Source organism: Bifidobacterium reuteri DSM 23975 (genome assembly GCF_000741695.1).
GTDB lineage: Bacteria > Actinomycetota > Actinomycetes > Actinomycetales > Bifidobacteriaceae > Bifidobacterium > Bifidobacterium reuteri.
In genome coordinates, this window is record NZ_JGZK01000004.1 from 1 (window position 1) to 26,750 (window position 26,750).

The following is a 26,750-nucleotide window of genomic DNA, read 5'->3' on the forward strand; positions in this document are numbered from 1 at the left end:
TGCCGTGGGCGAGACGCAAGAGCGCGTACACGTATGACTTCGAGCAACAGGTCGCGTGGCTGAGCGTGCACGCGCCGCGCAGCGCCGTGTCGGCCCTGACTCGCGTCGACTGGAAGAGCGTGGGGCCGATCTGCCGGCGCGTGGCCGACGACCTGCGCGCCGAACAGGGCGCCGGCCTGTTCGACCATCTGCGTTCCATCGGCGTGGACGAGACCAGCTACCGGAAGGGCCACAAGTACATGACCGTGGTCATCGACCACGACCGCGGGCGCGTGGTCTGGATGCACCCGGGGCACGGGGAGAAGGTCTTCGACCTGTTCTTCCAGCAGCTGACGCCGGCCCAGCGCGCATCCATCCAGGTGATCACCGGCGACGGGGCGCGGTGGATCGACGAGTGCGCGTTCCGCTGGTGCCCGCAGGCCGAACGCATCCTCGACGGGTTCCACATCGTGTCCTGGGCGACCGACGCGCTCGACAAGGTCCGAACCGCCGCATGGCGCGAGGCCAGAAAGACCGGCACGACCCGGAAAGGCGCCAAGGACCCGATCAAGGGCGCCAGATGGGCGCTGCTGAAGAACGAGGGCGACCTGACCGCCGGCCAGAAGGCCCAATTGGAGTGCGTGGCGAACACCAACGAGACCCTCTGGGAGGCGTACAAGCTCAAGGAACGCCTCAGGATGATCCTCAAGCAGACGGCGGACGAGGCCGCGCCCATGCTGCGCCAATGGGCCGCGGACGCGTTCCTGTCCGGCATCCCGGGATTCGTCCCGCTCGGCGAGAAGATCGCCAGACGCCACTTCGACATCCTCACAACCATCCGTTCCGGACTGTCCAACGCCAGGCTCGAGGCCATCAACAACAAGATCAAGACCACCATCAAGATCGGCTACGGCTACCGCAACCTCGACAACCTCATCAGCCTCGTCATGCTCAAATGCGGAGGACTTGACCTCCAACTCCCCGGACGCCAATAACCAGAAGGCCGGACCAGTGCTCCACACCCACACAAACACCCGAAGAGCCGTTTTTATCGAGTCCGTGCACCTGCAATGCGGTTTTGTTGAGCTGTTCGACTTGCGTGTACAGACCGTAATCGTCGAAGGAATCCGATCCGCTGGTCTCGTCTTTCACGTACAAGTGCACGAATTGCGTGCGCAGTCCCATCATCTGGTCGATGCCTTTGATGAGATCGTACGCCATTTTGTTACGGAAACGCAGACCTTCGCCCATATGCTTGTTCAATGCGATGGTACGCTGCCCACGCCACTTGCCTTTGCCGCTTTTCAACTCGATCTTGTAGTTCTTCTGCTCGTTTTTGCTCGATGACTGGCCACGTATCTGCACGGTGGCGTTCGGCGCGCTTTCACCAAAACCAAGCTCCCCGGAAACCGGTCCTTGTTCGTCGCCGACCTGCAGCAAACCATTGACCTTGTAGCGGTCAACGCCCATGGCCGCATAGTCATCAACGGAATACTGGTTGATTTCACTCCAGCTATGGTCGGTGCCTTCCGACGAATTACCGCGCGATACCGTCAAATACATGGTTTCGACACCGCTGTCGTCATACACCTTGTATAACGATTCGTTGTCGCGCAAGTGTGCGCCGTCGATGCTTTGTTCAGCGCTTTTCTTGACTTGCTCATGCGTCTGTGACGAATCCGATGATTGCGATTGTTCATTATCGTTGGGTGATGAAGTCGCACATCCGGCGCAGGAAAGCACCGTCAGCATTGCCGTCAATGCCGCTATTTGCTTGACAAGCGTGGTAATGGCTTTTGTGTTGCGTCGGTTCCACCATGTCATGATTTACGATTCCTCCCGATTATGACATCCGTTTCTGCAATATTCGCCTTGTCAGAAGACCGTGCATGCCCTGAGCGATGCAATGATTGGTCGACCCGCTGTTCGCCATGTTCAAGCAGTATGCCCAGTTCGGTGAAACGTCCACGTTTCGTTTGCGCCACAATCGGCTGCTGCCCCAGCACTCGGTATGGCAGATTGTCGGTGTATGAGGCGAGCCGGAATGTCGCATATATGGCGAACAGCGATGCCCCCATCAGAAAACCGAAACCGAACAGCGACGTAGTGAAGAACTGTCCGATTACTGTGAACACAACCGTCGAACCCGCAAACAATGCCGACGCCGTCAATGCACCGGAATAATCGGTAAAATACAGCAGAATCAGCATCACGGTGTTGCCGACCGCATAAAGGGCATACCCCACGCAGAGCACACGGAAATATCCGTGCATCGCATCGTTGAAACCCAAAGGAAGCGCGTTCAGCACTGTTTTTTCCAACGAAATCACGGCAGCGGTCACCAACAATTGCTTCAACGCCGTGTAATGCAATTCTCGATTGAGCACAGTCAGCATTTCATCTTCGGCAATGGTAATGTCTTTGACCGTGCCACCATCGTTGAGTAGACTGTAATACGAACGATATGTCGGATAGAAATTCACCTCCACCGACACCACAAAATTCACCGTGGTGATCAGAATCGTCAAAAATGCAAGCATGGCGGGCACATCGTAATATGGCGCGCCATAAAACAAACCCTTCACCTTGATGCCGAGCGGACCGCACCAGGTGATCACCAAATGGGCGAACAGGCCGATGGTGGTCAGCAATCCGGTCAACGCCAACGGCAGAAACTGGTCAACCCACTGCAGAAACAGCCACGGATGCTCACGACTTTGCGGAAAATACCGATGCAGCAGCAGCACATCCCACACCAGCATCACACCATAGCCAAGCACCACTGCAAACAACAGCGACTCCACAGGAGGGCAGGCCAACGCAAGCAACACGCATGACGTAACGAACGCCCCCAACACCGCAGCCACGAAAGAATACAGAATGCTTTTGTAATCCTTAATGGCCGTCAAATAGCTCATCGCATTCCAGTTGACGACCATTTCAAGAAACAGCCACAAACACAACGCGCCCTGCATCAGCGTGGCACCGGAAAACAGCAGAAACACCGTGTACAACACCGCGCCCACCACCAGCATGATGCCAGTAGACCCCCAGAACGACGGCAGAATCATCTTCTCATCGTGATCAAACAACATATCCGCCAGAAAACGGGTGACCGGCATCGACAGAAAACTCGTCAACACCAACGAGGCAAGCAGCGTGTAGGTGATCATGCATACGAGCAGATCGCGGTCGGGGCGGCCCACCTGCCACCAGCTGCTCACGATCAGCACGCCGAACTGCAGGAGTACACCCAACAGCATCGGACCAGCGCAAATCACGCCGGCATAGCCGTAGGCTCGCAGCATCGCCATCAAGCCTCTACGGTGGAACAGTTTCTTCAGTTCAAATCCAATACCGGCCATATCAGCGCTCCAATCCGAACCGATTCAATCCGAACTGATCCGCGGTATCGCTATACAGCTTGCGATAATCGTCAAGCATGCGCTCATGCCGGTAATAGGCGTTCACACGGTTACGGCCAATCTGCCCCATGGTCTCACGCAGCGTGCGACTGGAACACATGCGTTCCATGGCTCGGCTCAGGCCCTCGCGGTACATCGGGGGCACGTAGAAGCCTGCCGTGCCGAAATCGTCGCCTTCCTCGCCTTCCAAAAGCTCACGGCAGCAGCCGACGTCAGTGGTCACGCAGGGGCGTGCGGCTGCGAACGATTCCAGCACCGACAGCGGCTGGCCTTCGGAAATGCTGGTCAACACGGTGAAATCAAGCTTGCGCATGTATTCGACCACGTTCACACGGCCGGTGAACTCAAGATTGCGCACACCCAACTGTTCCACAAGCTCATAGCATTCGTCGGCATACTCCTGATCGTCAACACCGCCGAGAATATGCAAGCGCACATTGTCAACGCGAGAGGAAAGCTCATGGAACGCGTGAATCAGGGTTTTCACATCTTTGATGGGCGCCATGCGCACCACCGCGCCGATATCAACCCAACCGTCGTCGGGTTTGAAAGGAATACCGCAGAAACGTTCGTATTGAATGCCATTGGGAATCACCTGACAGGCATCGGCGGGCGCACCCATGCCAATTTGGATAAGACGGGCACGACCGAACAAGCTGGTACGGCATGAACACGGGGAGACCCGCGGACGATCCTTGACCTGCGCAGCCCGGGCGGAATCGCCACGTGCCACTGTATCAGGCAGCTCCTCTTGCCGCGCCCCCGACGTTATAGGCCTAGGTTGGAACACGCGTGCATCCGTGTGCGGACCGTCAGTCGGTCGAGACGAACCGCATCGGATTGTCGATGAAGCGGCGCAGACCGATGGCGGCCGAACCGATCAACGCCGGTTTGGACGTCACGTCGGCCATCAGCACCTTGGCGCGCACCTCGGGGTATCCAAGCACCTGGCGCCGCATCATGCCCTGCATATGCGAGGCGATCTCCGGCCCGAACTGCGACCATACGCCGCCCAGCATCACCGTATCGACGTCGCAGATGTTGATCGCCGACGCGATGGCGGAGACCATGGCCTCGATGGCCTTGTCCACCACCGCCGCGGCCTTGACGTCCCCGTCACGCCACCGTTCGATCAGCTCGTTGATCGACTCGCGCCGCGCGGCCGCCGACCCGCTGGCGATGCCTGCGGACTCCACCATCGCCCTGCGGCCGGCATAGGTCTCCAGGCACCCCCGCCGCCCACACCGGCACACCGGTCCCCGCAGCTCCACCGACACGTGGCCGAGTTCCCCGCCGAATCCATGGTCGCCGATCTCCACATGTCCGCCACGGACCACCGCGCCGCCGATGCCGACGTCCGTGGACAGGTAGATGAATGAGGCGTTGGGTTCCACGATGCCGTCGTCCTCACGGTGCATGGCGTATCCGGGAATCTGCGCGAGCGCCGCCATATTCGCCTCGTTGCCCGCAGTCGCATCCAGCCGCCGCACCACGTCGAACCGCTTGAGATCCAACTGTTCCCATCCCAGGTTGCGGGCCATGAGGAGCCTCATGTCATCCGTGACCAGACCGGGCAATGCCAGTCCGGTACCCGTCACGGTGTATCCGCGGTCAGCCAGCAGCCGTTCCTGCTCAAGTGACAGGGCGTTCAGTTCGGAGAAGATGTCGTCGGCGTCCACGTCGGACATATCCGCATCGACCCAGCGTTCCGCGACCACCGTGCCGTCCAAGTCGAGCACGATGGTGCCGTAGCCGTCCGTATTCACCTGCAGACCGATGCCGCAGTATCGGCCTCCGACGATGAGCAGCGGCGTGCTGGGGCGCCCATAGGAGGATTGTACGCTCGGCGTCCCCTCGCGCACGACGCCGTTGTCGACAAGCATGGAAACCAGCAGGGACATGGTCGCCTTGGTCAGTCCCGTCTGTTTGGCCAGTTCGGCGCGGCTCATCGGTTCGGCGGCGCGCAGCAGTGTGCTGATGACCACCGAAAGATTGTGGTTGCGTAGATCGTCCTGGTTGATTCTGCGCAGCGTAGTCATGACGTAGCTCTCCTCTATGTGTTCCGGTGCTTCATCGCCTCCGGCGTGCCTCCCACAACATTGTGAAAATGGTACACACACCAGTATAGTTCATTCGTCAAACTATTTGCGTATAATGGCGACCGTATTCGGCCAAACGCCATCAGCCCGACGTTTTTGGCGGCATGTTGCAAGGAGGCACAATGAGCAGAGTTCTGGTGGCCGGCGTGGACACGTCCACCCAGTCGACCAAGGTGCGCGTCACCGACGCCGAGACCGGCGAGATGGTCCGTTTCGGGCAGGCCAAGCACCCCGACGGCACCAGCGTGAACCCCGATGCCTGGTGGCAGGCGTTCCAGGAGGCCGCGGAACAGGCCGGCGGGCTCGACGACGTGGCCGCGCTGGCGGTCGGCGGCCAGCAACACGGCATGGTACTGCTCGACGACCATGGCCGCGTGATCCGTGACGCACTGCTGTGGAACGACACCCGTTCCGCCACGAACGCCGACGTGCTCATCGCCTGTCTGGGCGAGGCCGAGAAGGCCGCCGACGGCAGCGAGGACGACCTGTCCGACGATCCGGCGATGCGCGGCCGCCAGCGCTGGGTCAAGGCCGTCGGCTCCTCGCTGGTCGCCTCGTTGACGATCACCAAGGTGGCGTGGGTCGCCGCGAATGAACCAGAGAACGCCGCACGCATCGCCGCGATCTGCCTGCCGCACGACTGGCTGAGCTGGCGCATCGCCGGCCACGGCCCTCTGGGCGAGGACGCGACCGCCGAGGAGATGAAGGCGAACCTGGATGCGCTGTTCACCGACCGTTCCGACGCCTCCGGCACCGCGTACTTCGATGCGACCGCCAACGAATACCGCCGTGACCTGCTCGCGATGGCGCTGGGACGCGGCGAAGAGGATATCGCCGGCATCGTGCTGCCGCGCGTGCTCGGCCCGACCGAGACCGGCGACGTGGCCGATCCGGCCATCGCCGGCAAGGACGTGGAGGGCGGCTGCCCGATCGGCCCCGGCGGCGGCGACAACGCCATGGCGTCGCTGGGCCTGAGCATGGGTGTGGGCGACGTGAGCATCTCGCTGGGCACCTCGGGCGTGGCCGCGGCCATCTCCCCCGTGCCCGCCTACGACATGACCGCTTCGGTGACCGGATTCGCCGACTGCACCGGACATTGGCTGCCGCTGGCCTGCACGATCAACGGTTCGCGCATCTCCGATGCCGGACGCGCCGCACTCGGCGTGGACTACGACGAACTGGCCGAACTGGCCGCGGCCGCGGAACCGGGTGCCGGCGGCATCACGCTGGTGCCGCACTTCGACGGCGAGCGCACCCCGAACCGTCCGGACGCCACGGCGGCGCTGTACGGCATGACGTTGGCGAACACCAGGCGAGAGAACATCGCCCGCGCGTTCGTGGAGGGTCTGCTGTGCTCGCAGCGCGACTGCCTTGAACTGGTCAAGGGTCTGGGCGTGGACGTCAAGCGCATCCTGCTGATCGGCGGCGGAACCAAGTTCGCGGCCGTGCGCGCGCTGGCCCCCGCGATCCTCGGCATGGACATCGAACTGCCAGAAACCGACGAGTACGTGGCGATCGGCGCGGCCCGTCAGGCCGCCTGGGTGCTGTCCGGCGAGACCGAACCGCCGACGTGGCCGGTCAAAGTCGAGACCACACTGACCGGCGAACCAACCCCGCAGGTGTACGAGCAGTACGTGCGCTGGCGCGGTTGATGAAGTCACACGATGAGGTTGTCGGAACGACGAGGGCCAGCAGCCTCATCGCATATCACCATCAGGAAAGGAACATTGATGACTTTTCATTTCACAGTCCGTGATGATAAGCAGATTCGTGTCATCATCGACACCGACGCCGATTGCGAGGCCGACGACCCGTTCGCTATCGCTCAGGCGTTGCTGACACCGAAGTTCATGGTCAAGGCGATTTGCGCCGAGCATTTCAACGAAGCGGGCAGTATGGAACGCAGCTTCCGCACCGCGTCCACGGTTGTTCAACTGCTGAACTCCGATGTACCGGTACTCGAAGGCGCCCGCACGCCGCTGGCGGGGCTGCACCTCGCCTCTGATGAGGACCTCTCCCCCGCTTCGCGCGTGATTCTCGACGAAGCTCTGAGCACCGATACCCATCCGCTGTTCGTACTGTGCCTCGGCGCCATCACCAACGTGGCCGCCGCCATCAAGCTGCACCCGGAAATCGTCAGCCGGATGACCATCATCTGGATCGGCACGCAGCTTCCCGGCAACGATGAGGAAGCCATTCGCGAATTCAACTCCGGCAACGACGTGGAAGGCGCCAATCTGGTGCTGACCAGTGGTGCGAATCTCTGGCTGGTGCCTTATCAGGTCTACCGTACGATGAATGTGAGCATTGCCGAACTACAATGTAAGCTTGCCGATGCGGGCGCTATCGGCGAGTTCCTGTTCGACAATCTCGTGAAATACAATGACAGTGATTTCGCGTTCTGGACTTCGGGAGAAAGCTGGTCATTGGGAGATTCGCCCGCCGTCGGCTTGGCGATGAAGCATGATTGCGGCGAATTCCATTACGCGCCGGCACCATTGGTCAAGCCGGACAGCTCCACTGCTTTCATACCGTCTCGCCCAACGATACGCATCTACGACAGCATTGACAGTCGATTCATTCTCGAGGACCTCTTCGCCAAGTTGACGCTGTTCGCACGCGGTTGACGACCCGATAATATGCGGCCGCCCCAACGGTGACGCCTCCCATCGGGGCGACAAGGCTGTTCACGATCGAAATCACAACCGGAAGGCCGCCCCTTTGCGGTACAGGTTCTGCAACGCTCGGCGATTGGTGTTCCGTACCACCCGATCCCGGTACGGAACACCATAGCACCTGATAACGGTGCCCCGTACCATGCCACAGCCGAGATACCATAGCAAAACGGCGAAACCAAACCGTTATGCCGAGTCCGATTCCGCCGCGGCACGGTATGGAAGCGCAATCCAACGCTTCAAGGACTTCCGCACCCCGTCAAGAGCAGGGTAATAAGGCCGCTCGACAGTGGCATATGCCGAATCATGTGCCCGACAACGGCTCGGTGGCGAGGCATGCCTGCCCCGCCACCGAAGCGGAGATGCCGCCTTTCATCGCACATCCATGTACGACTTGCCCTCCCCGTACACCGTGGCGGCTGCGTATCGATGTACAGGTGGAGGGCAAAATGTGTGGTCATAGACGTGTATACGGCAGGTGTGGATATCAAGTCTTCGGCGCCTCCATCCCTCGATACACCTTGATACATCCTCAGAACACGACCGGTGTCACGCACAAGGCGAGGATGGCGCGCGCATCGTCGCGGGTGATGCGGCGGTAGGAGCCGCCGACGTCGCCGGCATGGTCGGCGAGCTTGTCCAGCGTGGCCGGATCGGCTGGAATGCCGACCTCGGACAGGGTGAGCGGGGCACCGACCAGACGCAGAAAGTCGACGTAGTGCTCGATGCCCTCCTCGGCCACCTCGCGCTCGGATTTGCCGGTCGAGTCCACGCCCCACACGTTCACCGCCCAGCGGGCGAAGCGTGCGGTGGCTTCGGGGCGTGAGGTGTAGACGTACTTCATCCAGTGCGGATGGACCACGGCCAGGCCGGCGCCGTGCGAGATGTCGAAGTAGGCGGAGAGCGCATGCTCGATGCCGTGCGTGACCCAATCCTCCTCCTTGCCACGCGAGATGACGCGGTTGAGCGCGAACGTGGAATCCCACATCGCGTTGCTACGGGCCTCATAACTGCGCGGATGGCGACGGCAGGCGCGCCAGGAGCGCAGGATATGCCGTTGGATGGCCTCGGCCATCTCGTCGGAGAGATTGTCGTCGCTGGGTAGCGAGAAATATTGTTCGCAGGTGTGGCAGAACATGTCCACGAATCCGTAGGTGGTCTGTTCAGCCGGCAGGGTGAGCAAATAGGTCGGGTCGAGTACCGAGAACTTCGGCGTCAGCGGGAAGGATGTGTAGCCGAGCTTGCGGTTGCGGGCCCAGTTGGTGAGCACAGCCACGCCGCCCATCTCGGAGCCGGTGACGGCGGTGGTCAGCACCACGCCGAGCGGCACAAGGTTTTCGGGGGCGGGCTTGCCGGTTTCGACGTAGTCGTACCAGAGGTCCTCGTCCTCGCCCAGGCCGGAACCCAGCGAGATGAACTTGGCGCAGTCGATGACCGAGCCGCCGCCGACAGCCAGGATCAGGTTCACCCCGTGCTCCCGAACCAGGTTCACGCCTTCGAAGACCTTGTCGAGTCGCGGGTTCGGGGTCACGCCGGAGAGTTCGATGACCTCGTTGACGGCCTCGCGCAGCGCGGCCGTCACATCGTCATAGGCACCGTTGCGCTTGATCGAGCCGCCGCCGTAGACCAGCAGCACGCGGCACCGGGGCGAGACCTGGCCTCCTCGGCCACATGCGAGACCTGACCTTCTCCGAAATAGATCTTGACGGGATTGTGGAAGATGAAGTTTCTCATATGTTCATTCCTTTCATGAACGGCTCGGTTACGCAATGGATTCGGCGAACGGCGAAATCGTCGAACCGATCATTCTGCCCAACAGACTTCTATACGCTCCGCTACCTCTTGGAATTGCTCAAGACATCCGATAGCAAGTTCGTCGTTCGGCCACGTCCCGACTTGGTCGAACGGCGAACATCCGGTTTCGGCGCGTCTTCTCTACTCAATCGGCATGGCGAACGGTGGCACAGGCATACCTTTCCCCGAACACAGTAGACCACGACCGGGCGCATTACTCCACGCATATCGGATGGATGTCGGCTTACGCCAGGGCACACGAATGACGACCTTGTCGCCTTCAACGCGCCCGGAGACGGCATGCACGGAGCCGTCCTCCCAAACAAGCTCGAATTCGCGCGGTTCGTCCCCGTCCAAGGTGTATAACGGACCACCTGCAAAGTCGATGACGAGCTCACCGTCTGTCAACACCGCGGACTTCGGCTCAGGTGATTTCGGTGCGTCATTTTTACCATAGACAAGACCGCAGGCCGCATGGAACAACCGCTCGGCGACCACACGCTTGTTCCACGGATGCAGGTCGTTCCATTCACCGGCGTCGAGCGCAACCACTGTTGCCACATCATCAACGGTCTTCGACACCTGCCATTCATGCTGCCGCACCAAGGCCCATCCACCATCCTCGACATTGTCGATTGAAAATACCGGCAACTGCACAATCAGGAACGGCAATCGTTCTTGATCCCAAGCATGTCGCCAGCAGCCGATCATCGCCGTAAGCATATGCCCATACTCATCGGCCACATCACCAGTATTGGATTCACCCTGATACCAGAGCACCGCACGGGCGCCGTACCCGGCGCAGGTCGCGGTCATGCCGTTGTACAGGCCTAATGGCTTCCACTGCAGGGAATCTTCCGTCGGACAATCCTCATCGATTTCGGCACCGATCATGTACCGCCAAGCTCCGCTCAGATCGAACGAGTCATCGCCCACATCCAGATGCATGCGCTTACCGGGAGTGAACCGGCCCGTGCCGCGTTCGCACACCAGCCGTACTTCTACATCGTTGGGGCCGGCCTTCAGCACATTCTCCGGGACAACGTAGTCACGGGAGAAATACTGGTGCTCGGACCGCCCCACTTCAACACCATTCACATAGGTGATGTCCGAATCAACCATCGCCCCCAAGTGCAGCACAGCAGGCCGTCCAACCGCATACGTCGGCAACATAACCGTACGCCGCAAGCGGATCACACCGCGGAACCCAGCTAGACGAGGATCGGCATCCGACAGGAATGCGGGCAGGTTCACGGTTCCGGTTTCCGCATCCTCATTCCATCGGTTGACTTCTCGCACACGCAGATCTTCATGCCACCGGGTGCGGGCCTCAATGCTAGACTCATTGCGCACACGGGCTTCATCATCATTCCGGTATGGTGCCAGATCAGTGAGCATCCTCGGCCATGCAGCGAGTGTCTCCTCATCCATCCATGATTCGATCGGTGAGCCGCCGAGCGTGATATTAAGCAGACCGACCGGCACACCGAACGATTCCCGAATCATACGTCCAAAAAAGTAGCCGATTCCAGTGAACTCATCAAGGGTATCCGATGCAGCGCCAACCCATTGTACCGGTTCATAGAATTCATGACGCGGCCCGTGGAAATCGAATCTGACCGGCACTTTGCAATGTCGCAGCAGCGAGTCGGCTTCACGCGTGAATTCGGACGGATAACGCCAGTGCAGAAATTCCATCTGATATTCCATATTCGACTGTCCGGCGCAAATGAACACCTCGCCCGCATAAACGTCATGGCTCAATGATTCCCGCGTCGCCGCTTCCGACGTTTCACTGACCGTCATGCGATAGGGACCACCAGCGTCCAACGGTTCGAGCGTGACCGTCCACGCGCCATCGGCGTCGACGATGGCATCGGCACGCCGTTCCGCGACCGAGACCTCGATCGTGGAACCGGGGCGGCCACCACCCCAGATCCTCACCGGCATGCCAGATTGCAGCACGCATCCTTCACCGAACAACGGATTGATATGCAATGTCGATTTCATTGTGTCCAACTCCTTGTTTCAGCCATATTCACCACACGCGGTATTCGCCCGCGAGCGCGAGGAACGCGAACGCGTAGAGGAAGTTGTCGTAGTAGCGGCGCGTGCCGGTGCGGATCGGCGTGTCCCACAGCAGGCGCACCCAGCGGATCGCATTATCGAGCGCGTCCGGCTCCTGCGAGCGCATCGCGGCGAGCGAGCCCTCGGCGGTGGCGGCGATGAAGCCGACCGGGTGCAGCACGGTCTCGTCCACCGGCGTGCCGTCGACCGCGTAGACGCAGGTGCGGTCGTGTTCGAGGAAGAAACGCTGCAGACGCGCATTCGCATCGCACAGCTCGGGCACGACGCCGTTCCACAGGCAGTCCAGCCCGATGTTGCCGGCGGTGCGGTAGGCGTCGGAATAGAAGTGCCAGTGGTCGCGCTCGTCGACATGCGGCGTGCCATCATAGTTTGAGTATTCGGGGTTCATACCGGTTTCCGGATGGCAGGCGGTGACCAGATACCGACGGCTGGCGGCAGCGGCCTCGCGCCAGAACGGGCGGTCGGCCTCGTCGGCACGCTGTGCGAACACCTCATAGAAGTGCGGCAAATGGTAGGACGGGTCGGTCCATTCGGTTTCCGGGATGAACTTGATCAGATGGTTCTCCGGATTCCACATCGGGTAGCCCTCGCCATCCTCGCCCCGGTGCACGCAGGTATGCAGGATCGAGCGGGCGTGGCGGGAGTACTCGTACACGCCCTCGCCATCGCCCCAGCGCCCGGAGGCCAGGAACAGCGCCATCGCGAAGTACTCCTCGCCGTCGGGGGCCGGGCCGTCGGCGTTCGGCACGCCGCTGAGGTCCACGGACCAGGCGAAGTAGCCCTTGTGCAAGCCCTCGGTCATGAACATGTACTTCATGACCCAGCCCCACAGCTTGTCGAACACGTCCTTGCGGTCGTACTGCACGGCGATCATCATCGCATAGCTCATGCCTTCGGTGCGCACGTCGTGGTTGCCGGTGTCCATCACGTAGCCAAGGCCCTCGTCGTTCTCCCAGTAGATCTTGTCCGGACCTTCGAACATCTCGGTCCAGTTGCGTTCCAGCCGGGCCTGGATGGCCTCGCGGCCGTACCCGTACTGTTCGAACATGCTGGTCTCCATATGACCCATGGCTCCCGCACCCATTGTTTCATCCTTTCTCATCATGGACGCAACCCATCGCCCGCGATACCATGGTGACGGTTGGCAACTCATCATGCGGCATGACGTCCCAGTACAGACCCGTCAGACCGTCCAAGATCGCTCCCGCCGCCCAAGGCATCAGACAACGCCACGTGCTGCACAGGCTTCCATCCGGGTACCTCTCGTCCAAAAACCCCTGGCAGTGACAAAACCGTTCCGACATCCAGCCGACCCGCCCATATCCGTACTCACCATCCTTGAGGTTATATGTCTGGCAGCTCCAGCCGACCGCATCGCACAAACGCGACGCGATATATGTGTCGTTCCGATATCGGAGGTAATAAACCATATCCTCGATGGCCACACTTGACATCGGATGGATATGGGCGTTACTGGTCGAAGTGACGCTGCCTCCGCAACTCGACCAGCCGACTTCGTTCAGAGGCGGTACGCCAACGGGCGAATTCCAGCAAAAACGGAAACTGCATTCATAGGCGAACGCCTCTCGCATCCGGTCAAGATACATAGCGTCTCCGGTAATGGCGTATAGGCATCCGACCGCCTTGATATATCCCAATATACCTTCGGAATCCACGGCTTTCGATGTATCCAGCGGCGCACCATAGCATTCCATATGCGCCACGTACCGGTCATGATAATGACGTTCGGATAGGAGCATCCCATCCAGATCCGAGTGGTCGCCGGTCAGCAAAGCCCAATACGCGGATGCGGCCAGACACCACACACCGCCGAACGATTCGTACTCGGCTCCTGAGCCGTCCATCTCATCGAACACGAATGGGTATTCGCCAACCGCATTGCGCCCTGCCGCCAATCGGGGAATGACGTTCCCGATGATCTTCAGCCAGTCCGAGTGATCGATTCCGCCGAACCGCCGTTCGATCTGCCACGCCCGCAACGCCGAGTACATCGTCTGCCCGACAAGGTACCCGCTGTGTCCGGGATTGGACAGTCCGTCGAACCACCAACCGCGGTTGCTCCACCGCTCATGTTCCACCGCCGTGTAGGGCAATCCGTTCGTCGGGTTGATGCAATGTTGGATGATATGCTCGATGCCGTCGAGGGCGTGACGACGCATAGCATCGTCCCCCAACCGCCAAGCCGACGCCAACATCGGTACCGCGGAGGCCATGCCGTTGGTCCAACTACTCGATCCCAACCGGCGGTACATATACGGCTTACCTTCGATGATCTCATCTCCCGGACTATGATGGTCGAAGACAAACCCCGCGTACATGTGTTCGTCCTCCAGCCACGCGTCTCTATCAACGGCGACTGCAATGTCGCGTATAGCCCGAGCGGGAGCGCCGACCTGACGCGGCGGTTCATGAAAACGACGGTATACGGTTTCCAGCACCGGTATGATAGCCCGTTCATCCCGGGCGGGAGCGTCGACGATGTCCAAGCGCATAATCGCCGCGCCTCCAGGCGCCAGTGTAATCGGCCCTTCCGCCGAGTCAGGACGTTCGCGGATATCCGTCGAGCTGACGAACAACCAGGGCGCGTTCTCATAGCCGATAGTCACGCCCACCGAGGCGTGGTCGTCGCAGGGCACGATTCCAGGCGTCGGCAACATGCAGCTGAATCCCGCATACTGGACGAAAGGCAGTTCATCACATGCCTCATGTCCGACCAACATCCCATCACCGCGGTCAACCAGATAGGGGCTGGACACCACACCGACGACACGGGAACGGGTCACGGCCAATGCACATGGATTGGACAGCCTGTCTCCTCGAATCATCCACCATGATGAGGCTGGCAGTTCGCTCCGTTCACGAAGCCGGGGAAATTTCGTCGCGGTTCGCAGCGGCGCCTCTCCACGATTACGCCCATACATGAACCCTGGCAGGAAGAACCGCGGTTCACCGTCAGCCCGAATCGGGATATCGATGCGAACGACCCCTTCGAACGCAACGGAGCCGTCATTGCGCACCGTTACCGTGCAACGCCACGGATCGGCGGGGGACCCGTTTCCTCCGTGCCAGTCGACTTCGACGGCAAGACCGCATTCATCAAGACGCACATACCGTCCCGCGCCGTCGGCTCGTCGGGCGGAACATTCCAGAGCCATTCCTACCTCATTGCATACTTCACTACTCATATCGTTCTCATATCTTCGCAAAACGTTGCCATCATGCGCCAAAACAATACTGATTATTGATATGGTCGTTTCGCGGGAAGACATCCCGCGAAACGACCATCTATCAGTCTTCCATCCCAGAAATTTCCCGGTAGTCGAAGTGGTCAAAGGTGGCCACTTCGCCGTAGCCGGAATAGTCGACCGCGGCCAGACCCACGAAGGCACCGGTGAAGAAGCCGCCGTACGTCTGGTTCACGTAGTCGTCGGAGAGGATCCTCGCGTCGAGCCTGACCGGCAATTCGGTCCAGGTCTCACCGTCGAACGAGTATTCGTAGGCGTACCACTGGGTGCGCACCTTGGCACGCAGCCATACGCGATCGACGCCCTCGGGCACCACTACGGCGTTCTCGCGCAAGAACGAGGTGTAATTGTTGCGGTCGTTCTGCGCCACCTCGATCACGCGGCACTTGCGGTCCTCGTCGTACGTGACAAACGCCCACGACCAATGCTGGTCGTTGTAGTAGTTCGTCAGACCGGCCATCGCCTGGTAGGTCTTCGGATCGAACGCCACGCAGGTCTCGGCGTCGAAATCGAACGCCTGCCAGCGGCGGGCCACCAGCGACAGGTCGAACGTGTTGCACAGCGAGCCCTGGCCGATCAGCTTCAGGCTGCCGCCGCCGACCGAGCCCATCTTCTCGTCGAACGGCACACGCAACGTGTTCCAGTCGAGACCGAGCACGTCGGCGTCGAACTCGTCGTGCTGATCGCGGCTTGCGGGCGCGACTGTCTCGATCGCGTCCTTCGGCGCCTCCACATAACGTTCGCCGCCATGACCGCCGACGATGTACGGCCAACCATCCTCAGCCCACTCGACCTTCTGGATTGAAGTCTCACGCCCCAGCGTGCACCAGCCGCGCGGGTCGGTGAACGACTCGGTCTCGTGATGCCACGGGCGGCCGCACAGCGACGCGTAGTACCATTCGCCGGACGGGGTGTCCACCAGCGCGCCGTGGCCCTGCTTCTGCAGGTAGCTGCCTGGGATGTCGAAGTTCGTGATGAACGGGTTCGTGGGCGAGGCCTCGAACGACAGCTCGTCGAGCGTGCGGGAGCGGGCCACGGATTCCTGATGAGTCCATACCGTTCCGCCCTCGGCGCAGAACAGATAGTACCAGCCGTTGATCTTATACAGATGCGGCCCCTCGACGAGCTTGACATCGTCGCCCATCCAGATCGTGCGGGCCGTCTCCGGCTTCAGCCGCATCGTCGCCGTGTCGAACTCGGTCAGCGTGATGCCGTGGAACTGATGCTTGTATTCACGATGGTCCCACGTCTGCTGCACCAGATATTTGCGGCCGTCGTCGTCGTGGAACAGGCTGGCGTCGAATCCGACGCCGTTCAGACGAAGCGGCTTCGACCACGGCCCGCGGATGTCCTCGGCGGTCGTCAGGTAGTTGACGACGTCCTTGAACGCGCCGTTGACGATATGAACATCGGAATAGACGATCCAGAACCTTCCGTCCGCATAGGACAAGTCGGGCGCCCATACGCCGCCGGACGCCGGATCGCCGCGCATGTCAAGCTGTTCGGCGCCCAAGGGGTACGGCAACGTGTTCCAATGCACCATGTCTTTGGACTCGTGCAGGCGGATGCCGGGGAACCATTCGAATGTGGAGTTCGCGATGTAATAGGTGTCTTTGACGCGGATCATCGAAGGATCCGCATGGAAGCCGGTGAGCACCGGATTGGTGATCTTCATGGTCTCACCATTCCTTGACGCCGCAGGAGGGGCAGGCGTCGTCCGTCGTCCGGACCGCGCCACACCAGACCAGCTGACGGTTGGATCCCGGATGAAGCTCGGCGAATGGCCCCACGGAACTCAGTTCCGCGCGCCGGCGCCCAACGATGTCGGTGTCGATCACGATATCGGATCCATCCGTCTCCTCATACCGTTCATCCACGATGCGCGGCACGCCCAGATCGGCCGTGCCCACGACGGCCGCCTTCTTGTCCGCAAGCTCCGTCGGGCAATCGAACAGCAGATACAGGTCATCCCCCTTGAACTCGCAACGGACGTTGACGGGCGACGCCACATGCGTGGTCCCCTGCTCCCCTTCGGGGCCTTCGGCCTCGCCGACGTAGGCGTTGTCCCAGCTGTACAGCATCTGCACGGGCTGCGGATCGTGCCCATTCGTGACCCCGGACGCGAAGATGTCGTGGACGCTTTGCAGATACTCCGCCATCGTGGACGGGTATCCGCGGTATGCGGATAGTCCCGTGGACCCGAGGGTCCCGGCGCCGTCGAGGAAGATGTTGGACGCGTATCGGTCGTCGCCACCATAGACGAATGCGTTGCCGGCCACCTCCGTGGAATGCGGGTAATGATACGGAGTGAAACGATCCAACACGCTGTTGTTTGAGATGGTGCCGCCGATCAGATTGTTGACGAACGCCGTCCCCTGAGCATAATTGTCGTATGTCATCGCCGAACAGAACGCATTGTTGTCGATCAGACACGGACCATGCGTGACCTCGATCTCCAGATCGCAGACATTGTCGTAGAACACGTTGCGGCTGATACGCACCCCTTGGGCCTGCCAGTCAAGCCACATCCCCAATGAACAGTCATGCACGCAGTTGTCCAGGATGCGGGCGTCGAGCGCCGCGTGAAGCTTGATGCCGGCCACCTCCCAGCCGAAGAACTCGCGCCGGGCACCAATGCGGTAGATATGGTTATGTTCGATGGTGCTGAACGCTCCGCCCATATGGCCGACGATCGCGTTCTGCCCGCAATCATGAATCACGTTGTCGCGCACGATATGCGAGCCGACGAATCCCTTCTTCCATCCGATACGCAGCCCCTTGAACACCGCTTCGAGCTGGTACTGGTGACCGGTCTTGCGCTCGGTCCGATACCATTCGTTGTCGCCTGTTTCCTCGCTGGTGCCCAGGCTGATGCCCGAGCATTTGACGTCATGGACGAGGTTGCGCTCGATAATCCATCCGGTGGCCCAGTTCGGTCCGATGGCGCCAACCTGATGCGAGGTGGGCGGCGCCCATTGCGTGGCGGCCTGACACAGTTCGAACCCGCTGACCGTGATGTAGTTCACGTGATGGCGTCTGGGGAAGAAACAGGACCGACGCACCGCGATTTCCACGCATTCCTCATTGGGATCGGCGCCATGGAAATTCGCGTACAGCACCGTACGGTCGTCCTCGACCCGGGCGTACCATACGCATTGGGTCATCTCGGGATCGTCGATCGCACATGCGACATCCGTGACATAGTCCTTGACATGGTCACGGTACCGCGGCGCAAAAGTATCCTCGAGCGAGGTCACCTCATACAACGCCCTGCCGTTGAGGAACACCATGCCCGGATGTTTGTCGGGGTCCTCGCCACGCGACGGCATCGCGAGCCAATCGCCGAACAGCGGCTGCCTGTACGGATTGTAATCGCCGAACATGGCGTCGTCCAACGTCACGCGCCAGACGTCATCCTTGTATCGGCTCCACCCGCAGATGATCTCGGACCCCTTGATCACGGGCTTTTCCCCGTCGGCGGCGCGGTAGACGATTCTATCGGCCTCGCAGGTCCCGCCGCGTCTCGGATCGACCCATTCCCGATACACGCCGTCATGAACGATGACGATATCGCCGGGCATCGCGACCTGCGCGGCATGCCCTATCGTCCGGAACGGATTATCCGGCCCACCCTGGGCGGTATCAGAACCTTCGGGAGAAACATGGTACTGCATTACAATTTACCCTTTCACCATTCGTCCGCACCTCCATGTGCGGATCGAAGACGTTGATTTGGACGGAGACGATGCCGGGGACACCCCTCATTATGGCGTCCCCGGCACCATACTCACTTGCCGCCCATGCCCATCATGCCGTCGACGAGCGAGCGACGTCCGATGAAGTACACCACCAAGATCGGCAGCACGGACAGGATGACCGCGGCCATCATACCGGGGATGTCGATACCGAACTGGCTCTGATACTGGTACAGGTTCAGCGTCAGCACGCGGTTGGAATCGGACTGCGTCAAGATAAGCGGGAACATGAAGTTATTCCATGCGCCCATCGCGGAGTAGATGATCACGGTCGCCAGTCCCGATTTCGACATGGGAAGGGTCAGCTGGAAGAAAATCCTCACCACCGACGCGCCGTCGACCGACATGGCCTCATACAACTCATTGGTGATCTGACGCATCGACGCCGTCAGAACGATGGTGCACATCGGAATCGAGAATGCGGCAGACGCCACAATCACGCTGATCAGGTTGTCGTACAAGCCAACGGAGCGAATCATAAAGAACAGCGGAACGATGATGGCCTGCACGGGGATCGCAATGCCCAGCAGCATGATCTGGAACACGCCATTCACGAATTTGCTTCGGCTGCGGACGATGGCGAAGGCCAACGGCGGCACCACGATCAGCACGATGGCCACAACCGAAACGGTGACGATCGCCGTGTTGATGAATGCCTGCAGGAATCCCTGATCCAACGCATTGGTGTAGTTGTCCAAGGTGAACATCGTCGGCAACGACAATGGCCCCTCTTCGGAATAATGAGGCTTGTCCTCAATCGACGCCTTGACCATGATGTACAGCGGTACGACGACCACCAGCAGCCATAGGGTTGACAAAACACCGGCAGCCCAGTTTGGACGTTCGAGCGAACGGCGCTTCGGAATTTTCACCGCGCCCGTTTCATGTTTCGTGGCCATCAGATACCCTCCAATTCGCTACGCATCTTGTCATATCCGGACACCTTCACCATCACCAGGGACAGGATGGTCGCTATCACGATCAGCACCACGGCGATGACACTCGAATAGCCATAGTTGTACGCCTTGAACGCCGTCGAATACATGTAATACGCGGTATTCTGCGTATCAGTGCCGGGACCGCCCTTGGTCAACACCAGAATCGCGTCAAATGCGGTCAAGCCGCCCACGACCTGGAACAGCAGCGAGGTAATCAGCGTGTTCCTGACTTGGGGGATGGTGATACAGAAGAACTGACGAATCCTACCGGCGCCATCGATGGAAGCGGCCTCATACAAAGTCTTCGGAATGGCACGGACAGCCCCCTGATACAGCAGTGCATGGAAGGGAGTGAACTGCCACAGGCTGACGAACACCAGCACCGCGATGGCCGAGGAGGCGTTACCGAAGATATTGCCGTCCCCGAACAGCCAACGCATCTTCGACGGCATGCCGAAGTTCGGATCGAGCATGGCGCGCCAGGCAACGGCAATGGCCGTGCCGGACAACAGATATGGAATGAAGTAGATGGCGGTATACACCGCACGATACCGCTGCCGGCCCGCCGCCCAGGCGCCAAGCAACAGTGAGAGCGGCGTTTGCGTCACGATGCCCAGAATCGTCAGCGTAAGCGTGACGCCGACGCTTTTCATGACTTTGGGATCATGAATGAACTGGGCCCAGTACTGCCCTCCAGCGAACTGGGGCGTGCCCAAGCCATTCCATTTGAAGAATGACAACCCCACCACAATAAACAGCGGCAGGATGCCGAAGATAAAGAAGAACACCGCCGCAGGCACGGCCCAGAGGCCCGAAGGCCGGGCGCCTCCGACAAAGGAGGCGCCCTTCTTTGGGCGACGAACCTGGCCCTCGGCGTTCCCCGTCTGCATCTCAGATGAGTTACGCTTTGTTGCCATGGTCTGTCCTATCGTGAAATCACTCGGTCGGCAGGGCCTTCATCTCGTCGATGAAGGTGCCCATGTCGATGGAGCCATTGAAATACTGCTGCATGCCGTCGAGCATCGGCTGAGACGACGAGGACACATGGTTCGGAGTCCAAGTGATCATGAAGTGAGGAGCATCGGTCAGCGCCTGAGACTCCCACTCGAGGAAAGCCCCGTCGGAGGCATTGTCCACGACCTTCTCCACCATCTCGCTGGCGTTGGTCGTTGCGGGCAGGTTGCCGGCCTTCAGCTGATCCTCCACGCACTTATCGGAATACAGCATCTTGAGGAACTCGACGCAGGCTTCAGGATGCTTGGTGTACTTGTTCATGCTGAAGTAGTTGCACGGGTTGCCGACGAGATCCTTGGCGTCGCCCTTCACCCCATCGATGGGCGGGAAGACCATATAGCCGAGATCATCATTGGTGAATTCAGGGGCCGCGGCCTTGTGGCCCGAATAGCCGAACGAGCCCATCAGCTCGAAGCCGGCCTTCCCCTGCTCCAGCAGAGCCGGGGCGGCGCCATCGGTGTGCTTGACCGAATCGTACGTAGTGCCGAAGTATCCCTTTTCGACCATGTCGCGGATAATCTCCAGCGCCTTCTTGCTCTTGGGCGAGCTCCACTCGTCCACGCCGCCGTCCATCATCTTCTGGACGTCGTCATTGCCCATCACCTGCTGATAGATGACCGAATACCAGTTCAGCGTCGGCCACTGGTCGCCGCCGCCCAGCGCGATCGGCGTCAGGCCTGCGGACTTCAGCTTCTCGCATGCATCGCAGAACTCGTCGAAGGTGGTCGGGGCTTCGATGCCGTTGTCAGAGAGCACCTTCTTGTTGTAGAACAACACAATGGGCTGGACTCCGCGCACCGGGATGCCGTAATACTTGCCATCGACCTTGGCGGCGTCAAGAATGGACGGCAGGAAGTTGTCCTTGAGTTCCGGATCCTTCTCCATATACTCATCAAGCGGGGCGCTCACATCGGCGCGAGCGTACTGGATCATCAAAGCATCCGCCCAATTGAAGAAAATGTCGGGAGCCGAATCGGACTTCGGGTTCGACATGACCGTCTGCAGCTTGTTCTGATAATCCGCGCTTGTCACCAGATCAAGAACAGCCTTGACATCGGCGGTCTTGTTGTATTCGTCGACCAGCGCCCGCTCCATATTCGCGGAGGAATCGCCCGAGGACATGATGTGAATCACATTCTCGTCCTTGCTGGCGGTGTCAGAACCACATGCGGCAAAGCTCAGGCACGAGACTGCAGCAATGGCCGCGGCCACGAATCTTTTCATCTTCATTGATCATTCCCTTTCATCGGTGAACTCCCGCACCGACGAATGTCGATGCGAGAAATAAACGGCACATCGTTGTTGCCCACAAACAGAAAATCGGGGTTCCGTCCTGCGGAACCACTGCACTTGACGAATCATCCTCCTTTCGAAATTTATGTCTTCTATTTACGAAGCACATAATAGCTATAGTTAAATCATTTGTCAAATAGGAAAAAGGGTCTAAAAAACGTTGATTTATCAACATTTCGTCCGCACCCCCATTCCTGTGGTGATGTAGTGGAAGAAATGGCGATTGATGGCGTCGCATTCCGCCCGCATCACGTCATATACCACTTCCACACCGTTTTCCTCAAGAATGCGAAGTCCTTTGCCGGCCACGATGGGATTCGGATCGATCGAACCGACCACGACGCGCGTTATGCCGTGCGAAAGAATTAGATCGGTGCATGCCGGCTGCGATCCGACATGGCAGCAAGGTTCGAGAGTGTCGATGACCGTGGCTCCATGCATGTCGACACCATGCTCGTCGGCATAGTCGAAGGCCATGCGTTCCGCATGCGGTCCGCGGTAGCGGTCGTGGTATCCGGCTGCGAGAATCTCGCCGTCGCGGACCACCACCGTGCCGACCAACGGATTCGGATTCACCCAACCGGCTCCCTTATGGGCCAGTTCCAGCGCCTGCGTCATGTATTTCCGATATTGAGGCATGTCATCCACGGTTCCAAGCATATTGCGTCGATTGCGGTCCCACATTTCAAAATCGCCATGAGACATTTCGTAAATGGATAGGCGCGAACCGGTCATCCGTTCCATCGCCGTACGGCGTCGCACAATAACGCCATACAATGTTGGCAGACCAGCAAAGGAACCAGTGAGAGGAAACATCACATGCAGCGCGAAATCATGACGTCCATTCCGTTTTTGAGCCAGCCGTCGGCGGAGGCGCTCAATACGCCCGAGGATCTTGCCGTCGCACAGGATCTCAAAGACACACTCGACGCGCACCGCAACGGCTGCGTCGGCATGGCCGCAAACATGATCGGCGTCTCGAAGAGCATCATTGCATTCGTGGACGAGGATTTCGGCGGTCGCATCTTCGTAATGTTCAACCCGACGATCACTGCGAAAGACGGCGCCTACGACGCCTCCGAAGGCTGCCTGTCTCTCAAAGGCGAGCGCCGCACGGTCCGCTTCCAGCGCATTGAGGTCTCGTATGCGGATCGCAAGTTCCGCGAGCGCCATGCCACGTTCACTGGTTTCACCGCGCAGATCATCCAGCACGAGATCGATCATTGCGAAGGCATTATCATTTAACGACTTTTTCAGGCATGGCACCTAGCGGCTTTTCGGGCGCTCCATCTAGCGACAGGCTTAGGAAAAATCGTTTGATGTAACAATCGTACGTAACCGCCTTACGTTACAGTTTCCGTAATGCACCGTAGGGCAGTGTCAAAGGAGATTTCATGGGTGCCATCGATATGTTCAACGATTTCGTCAAACTCATTGAAAGCGAGTCCCTGCCCGTCGAAGCCGTTGCGATTGCGGATGGCGACGCCATTATCGCGGAACGTCATTTCGTTCCCGACCAGGATCGCAATATTTATTCCCATACGAAAAGTTATGTTTCGACGGCTATTGGCATTGCGATTGAAGATGGCTTGCTGTCGCTCGATTCGCGATTGGTCGACTCGTTCCCCGAGTATGTTCCCTCCGATGCGCAACTGGAGTTGGGCCAGATCACGCTGAGGCACTTGCTGACTATGTCGAGCGGTTTCAATCATGCGTATTTGATGAACCCTGACCGGCGCAGTGGTGTTGGTGCGCCTGATTATTTACGGTACATGTTCTCTCGCAGGGTTGAGGTGGAGCCCGGCAGCACGTTCTGCTATTCGTCTGCGGATTCTGATTTGGCGGGCCGCATGTTGGAGCAGGCTGCCGGCATGCGTCTTGGCGAGTATTTGTATGGCACGATTTTTTCCAAGTTGGATCAGGGTTGGCCTGTTTGGGAATGTGATCCGCAAGGTCATCCGATTGCAGGCGGCGGGATCTACATGTCGCTTGCGAATATGTTGAAACTTGGCCAGGTCTATTTGAATGATGGCACTTGGCATGGCACGCGCATTGTCAGCGAATCGTGGGTCAAGCAGGCTTCCGGTAAGCAGATCGACACTCCGTATAGCAATATTTGGACGTGCGGTTATGGCTATCAGTTCTGGATGTCGCCTTATGAGGGGGCATATCGTGCGGATGGTGCGTACGGTCAGATTACTACGGTTTTGCCGAAGCAGGGTTTGGTTGTTGCGATTCAATGCCCGGAATCTGGTGATTTCGACAATATCGTTCGTCCTGCTTTGCATGAGCATCTGCTACTTCCGCTTACTGCCTGAGCGCACGACTTTCGCCCATACCGTCGTGTAGATGGGGTATGGGATAATTATGCACGGTATTGTGCGTGGGTTGCGTTCCGGAATCCTTGATTGAGTTTCCGTTGACCGCTCATGCAACACGCTGGAATTCCAACGTTTCTTAAGGATGGAACACAACATTGGCTGAATTCATTTACCAGATGATCAAGGCCCGCAAGGCTTACGGCGACCGTGTGATTCTCGATGACGTGACTTTGAGCTTCCTGCCAGGCGCGAAGATTGGCGTTGTTGGCCCGAACGGCATGGGTAAGTCCACGCTGCTGAAGATCATGGCCGGACTCGACACCGTGTCTAATGGCGAGGCTTCTTTGACTCCGGGTTATACCGTCGGCATTCTGCAGCAGGAACCACCGCTGGATGACACCAAGACTGTTGGCGAGAACATCAAGATGGCGTTCGGCGAGATCGCTGAAAAGGTGGCTCGTTTCAATCAGATTGGCGAAGAGATGGCCAATCCGGATGCCGATTTCGATGCTTTGATGGATGAGATGGGCAAGCTGCAGAACGATATCGATGCTGCAAACGGTTGGGATCTTGATTCTCAGCTTGAGCAGGCTATGGATGCTTTGCAGTGCCCGGATCCGGATACTCCGGTAACGGTATGCTCCGGTGGTGAACGCCGTCGTGTGGCATTGTGCAAGCTGCTGCTGGAGGCTCCTGATCTGCTGCTGCTCGACGAGCCTACCAACCATCTTGACGCCGAGTCGATTCTGTGGTTGGAGCAGTTCCTGCACCAGTACAAGGGTGCCGTCATCGCCGTTACCCACGATCGTTACTTCATGGATAACGTGGCCGAGTGGATCTGCGAGGTCGACCGCGGCCACCTGTACCCGTACAAGGGCAACTACTCCACGTATCTGGAGACCAAGGCCAAGCGTATGGAGATCCAGGGCGCCAAGGACGCCAAGCTCGCCAAGCGCCTCAAGGACGAGCTCGACTGGGTTCGCTCCTCCCCCAAGGCCCGTCAGGCCAAGAACAAGGCCCGTCTTGAGCGTTACGACCAGATGGAGCAGGAGGCACGCAACAACAAGAAGCTGGACTTCTCCGAAATCCAGATTCCGGCAGGCCCACGTCTGGGTTCGCTGGTGCTCGAGGCCAAGCACATCCACAAGGCGTTCGGCGAGCGCGTGCTCATCGACGACCTCAGCTTCACGCTGCCGCGCAACGGCATCGTCGGCGTGATCGGCCCGAACGGCGTGGGCAAGTCCACGCTGTTCAAGACCATCGTCGGTCTGGAACAGCTCACCAGCGGCGAGCTGAAGATCGGCGACACCGTCAAGATCAGCTACGTCGATCAGAACCGTGAAGGCCTCGACCCGAACAAGAACCTGTGGGAGGCGGTCTCCGGCGGTCTTGACTTCATCGAGGTGGCCGGCGTGGAGGTCCCGACCCGCGCCTATGTGGCGAGCTTCGGTTTCAAGGGCTCCGACCAGCAGAAGCTCACCGGTGTGCTTTCCGGTGGCGAGCGCAACCGTCTGAACCTGGCATTGACCCTGAAGCAGGGCGGCAACCTGCTGCTCCTTGACGAGCCCACCAACGATCTGGACGTCGAGACGCTGGAAAGCCTCGAGAACGCACTGCTCGGCTTCCCGGGCTGCGCCGTGGTCATCTCCCACGACCGTTGGTTCCTCGACCGTGTCGCCACGCACATCCTCGCGTGGGAGGGCGATGACGAGAACCCGGCGAAGTGGTACTGGTTCGAAGGCAACTTCCAGGCGTATCAGGAGAACCGCATCGCTCGCCTCGGCGAGGACGCGGCCCGCCCGCACCGTCTGCACAAGAAGCTCGTGCGCGGCTGATTCAACTGCGCTTGTCTTCATCATCAGGCCGTCATCGCTCTGCGTTGGCGGCCTTTGTCATTGCCGGCCACCCCACCGGTGTCGACACCGACTCCGGCCCCCATTTATGGGCATATCCATATTCATGGCCATATTGTGGCCTGCGACCATACCTCACCGAACGTTTACTTTCCTCATAGGCTTTTTACATTCCCCTGCACACTCTCTTAACTCTCAATCGGTAGACTGCCTACCAGTATTGAACAATCGTCGTATGAATCGAGGCGCC

19 protein-coding genes and 2 pseudogenes are annotated in these 26,750 nt (G+C 59.4%); 6 read left to right on the plus strand and 15 right to left on the minus strand.

From position 1 onward, the window contains the following. A partial coding sequence (locus BREU_RS04375) for an ISL3 family transposase (protein WP_044095827.1) occupies nt 1–974 on the plus strand: 974 nt, incomplete at its 5' end. 46 nt (nt 975–1,020) lie between these two features. Here BREU_RS04375 and BREU_RS04380 read toward each other — a convergent pair. The 4 genes and pseudogenes from BREU_RS04380 to BREU_RS04395 all read right to left on the minus strand — a co-directional run. Beyond that, a pseudogene (locus tag BREU_RS04380) lies at nt 1,021–1,803 on the minus strand (CotH kinase family protein); the annotation flags it as partial. Next, a complete protein-coding gene (gene pelG / locus BREU_RS04385) occupies nt 1,800–3,344 on the minus strand; it encodes an exopolysaccharide Pel transporter PelG (protein ID WP_044089034.1) in 1,545 nt (514 codons plus the stop codon). The pseudogene BREU_RS04380 and the gene pelG, both read right to left, overlap by 4 nt. A 1-nt stretch (nt 3,345) precedes the next feature. Further along, nucleotides 3,346–4,065, minus strand: a pseudogene (gene pelF, locus BREU_RS04390) (GT4 family glycosyltransferase PelF); the annotation flags it as partial. A gap of 151 nt (nt 4,066–4,216) precedes the next feature. Then, complete coding sequence (locus tag BREU_RS04395) at nt 4,217–5,443, minus strand: ROK family transcriptional regulator (RefSeq protein ID WP_004219807.1); 1,227 nt, start codon at nt 5,441–5,443, stop codon at nt 4,217–4,219. Between the two features lie 182 nt (nt 5,444–5,625). On the opposite strand from BREU_RS04395, the gene BREU_RS04400 reads away from it, so the two are divergent. Both BREU_RS04400 and BREU_RS04405 read left to right on the plus strand, forming a co-directional pair. After that, nucleotides 5,626–7,155, plus strand: a complete 1,530-nt coding sequence (locus BREU_RS04400; protein WP_044089033.1) for an FGGY family carbohydrate kinase — start codon at nt 5,626–5,628, stop codon at nt 7,153–7,155. A 78-nt stretch (nt 7,156–7,233) separates the two neighbouring features. Further along, the gene (locus BREU_RS04405; protein ID WP_044089032.1) at nt 7,234–8,130 is read left to right on the plus strand and encodes a nucleoside hydrolase; all 897 of its coding nucleotides are present in this window, start codon (nt 7,234–7,236) and stop codon (nt 8,128–8,130) included. A gap of 580 nt (nt 8,131–8,710) precedes the next feature. Here the strand turns inward: BREU_RS04405 and BREU_RS04410 are convergent. The 11 genes from BREU_RS04410 to BREU_RS04455 all read right to left on the minus strand — a co-directional run bounded on the left by BREU_RS04410 (nt 8,711) and on the right by BREU_RS04455 (nt 23,142). Next, nucleotides 8,711–9,814, minus strand: coding sequence for an iron-containing alcohol dehydrogenase (locus tag BREU_RS04410; RefSeq protein WP_152598581.1), 1,104 nt, complete (start codon nt 9,812–9,814; stop codon nt 8,711–8,713). Further along, nucleotides 9,757–9,912, minus strand: a complete 156-nt coding sequence (locus BREU_RS12085) for an oxidoreductase (RefSeq protein WP_022245086.1) — start codon at nt 9,910–9,912, stop codon at nt 9,757–9,759. The genes BREU_RS04410 and BREU_RS12085 overlap by 58 nt, the downstream gene beginning before the upstream one ends. A gap of 201 nt (nt 9,913–10,113) precedes the next feature. Then, the gene (locus BREU_RS04415) at nt 10,114–11,982 is read right to left on the minus strand and encodes a sialate O-acetylesterase (RefSeq protein WP_044089031.1); all 1,869 of its coding nucleotides are present in this window, start codon (nt 11,980–11,982) and stop codon (nt 10,114–10,116) included. A gap of 28 nt (nt 11,983–12,010) precedes the next feature. Beyond that, nucleotides 12,011–13,144, minus strand: coding sequence for a glycosyl hydrolase family 8 (locus BREU_RS04420; protein ID WP_044089030.1), 1,134 nt, complete (start codon nt 13,142–13,144; stop codon nt 12,011–12,013). A gap of 4 nt (nt 13,145–13,148) precedes the next feature. Beyond that, nucleotides 13,149–15,188, minus strand: coding sequence for a hypothetical protein (locus BREU_RS04425; RefSeq protein ID WP_152598580.1), 2,040 nt, complete (start codon nt 15,186–15,188; stop codon nt 13,149–13,151). A gap of 181 nt (nt 15,189–15,369) precedes the next feature. Further along, nucleotides 15,370–17,001 (minus strand): glycoside hydrolase family 43 protein, encoded by a 1,632-nt coding sequence (locus BREU_RS04430; protein ID WP_022245090.1) that lies wholly within the window; start codon nt 16,999–17,001, stop codon nt 15,370–15,372. A 4-nt stretch (nt 17,002–17,005) separates the two neighbouring features. Continuing rightward, a complete protein-coding gene (locus BREU_RS04435; RefSeq protein WP_044089029.1) occupies nt 17,006–19,000 on the minus strand; it encodes a right-handed parallel beta-helix repeat-containing protein in 1,995 nt (664 codons plus the stop codon). Between the two features lie 113 nt (nt 19,001–19,113). Beyond that, entirely contained in the window at nt 19,114–19,980 is an 867-nt protein-coding gene (locus BREU_RS04440; RefSeq protein ID WP_004219834.1) for a carbohydrate ABC transporter permease, read from the minus strand. After that, a complete protein-coding gene (locus BREU_RS04445) occupies nt 19,980–20,936 on the minus strand; it encodes a carbohydrate ABC transporter permease (RefSeq protein WP_044089028.1) in 957 nt (318 codons plus the stop codon). The genes BREU_RS04440 and BREU_RS04445 overlap by 1 nt, the downstream gene beginning before the upstream one ends. A gap of 19 nt (nt 20,937–20,955) precedes the next feature. Then, nucleotides 20,956–22,263, minus strand: coding sequence for an ABC transporter substrate-binding protein (locus tag BREU_RS04450; RefSeq protein ID WP_004219837.1), 1,308 nt, complete (start codon nt 22,261–22,263; stop codon nt 20,956–20,958). 231 nt (nt 22,264–22,494) lie between these two features. After that, nucleotides 22,495–23,142, minus strand: a complete 648-nt coding sequence (locus tag BREU_RS04455; RefSeq protein ID WP_226556852.1) for a bifunctional diaminohydroxyphosphoribosylaminopyrimidine deaminase/5-amino-6-(5-phosphoribosylamino)uracil reductase RibD — start codon at nt 23,140–23,142, stop codon at nt 22,495–22,497. A 3-nt stretch (nt 23,143–23,145) separates the two neighbouring features. Between BREU_RS04455 and BREU_RS04460 the strand changes: the two genes are divergently transcribed. The 3 genes from BREU_RS04460 (at nt 23,146) to ettA (ending at nt 26,482) form a co-directional block, all read left to right on the plus strand. Continuing rightward, nucleotides 23,146–23,571, plus strand: coding sequence for a peptide deformylase (locus tag BREU_RS04460; RefSeq protein WP_044089026.1), 426 nt, complete (start codon nt 23,146–23,148; stop codon nt 23,569–23,571). A gap of 149 nt (nt 23,572–23,720) precedes the next feature. Then, nucleotides 23,721–24,644 (plus strand): serine hydrolase domain-containing protein, encoded by a 924-nt coding sequence (locus BREU_RS04465; protein ID WP_034880541.1) that lies wholly within the window; start codon nt 23,721–23,723, stop codon nt 24,642–24,644. 158 nt (nt 24,645–24,802) lie between these two features. Then, nucleotides 24,803–26,482: an energy-dependent translational throttle protein EttA gene (ettA, locus tag BREU_RS04470; protein ID WP_044089025.1), complete on the plus strand. Its 1,680-nt coding sequence runs from the start codon at nt 24,803–24,805 to the stop codon at nt 26,480–26,482. Nucleotides 26,483–26,750: the final 268 nt, after the last annotated feature.

Bases quoted from the DNA above. Each gene is read 5' to 3' on its own strand.
- BREU_RS04435 (WP_044089029.1), bottom strand. From the start codon at position 19,000: ATGCAGTACCATGTTTCTCCCGAAGGTTCTGATACCGCCCAGGGTGGG.
- BREU_RS04465 (WP_034880541.1), top strand. From the start codon at position 23,721: ATGGGTGCCATCGATATGTTCAACGATTTCGTCAAACTCATTGAAAGC.
- BREU_RS04420 (WP_044089030.1), bottom strand. From the start codon at position 13,144: ATGGGTGCGGGAGCCATGGGTCATATGGAGACCAGCATGTTCGAACAG.
- BREU_RS04455 (WP_226556852.1), bottom strand. From the start codon at position 23,142: ATGTTTCCTCTCACTGGTTCCTTTGCTGGTCTGCCAACATTGTATGGC.
- BREU_RS04400 (WP_044089033.1), top strand. From the start codon at position 5,626: ATGAGCAGAGTTCTGGTGGCCGGCGTGGACACGTCCACCCAGTCGACC.
- BREU_RS04415 (WP_044089031.1), bottom strand. From the start codon at position 11,982: ATGAAATCGACATTGCATATCAATCCGTTGTTCGGTGAAGGATGCGTG.
- BREU_RS04395 (WP_004219807.1), bottom strand. From the start codon at position 5,443: ATGACTACGCTGCGCAGAATCAACCAGGACGATCTACGCAACCACAAT.
- pelG (WP_044089034.1), bottom strand. From the start codon at position 3,344: ATGGCCGGTATTGGATTTGAACTGAAGAAACTGTTCCACCGTAGAGGC.
- BREU_RS12085 (WP_022245086.1), bottom strand. From the start codon at position 9,912: ATGAGAAACTTCATCTTCCACAATCCCGTCAAGATCTATTTCGGAGAA.
- BREU_RS04440 (WP_004219834.1), bottom strand. From the start codon at position 19,980: ATGGCCACGAAACATGAAACGGGCGCGGTGAAAATTCCGAAGCGCCGT.
- BREU_RS04450 (WP_004219837.1), bottom strand. From the start codon at position 22,263: ATGAAGATGAAAAGATTCGTGGCCGCGGCCATTGCTGCAGTCTCGTGC.
- BREU_RS04445 (WP_044089028.1), bottom strand. From the start codon at position 20,936: ATGGCAACAAAGCGTAACTCATCTGAGATGCAGACGGGGAACGCCGAG.
- BREU_RS04405 (WP_044089032.1), top strand. From the start codon at position 7,234: ATGACTTTTCATTTCACAGTCCGTGATGATAAGCAGATTCGTGTCATC.
- BREU_RS04460 (WP_044089026.1), top strand. From the start codon at position 23,146: ATGCAGCGCGAAATCATGACGTCCATTCCGTTTTTGAGCCAGCCGTCG.
- BREU_RS04430 (WP_022245090.1), bottom strand. From the start codon at position 17,001: ATGAAGATCACCAATCCGGTGCTCACCGGCTTCCATGCGGATCCTTCG.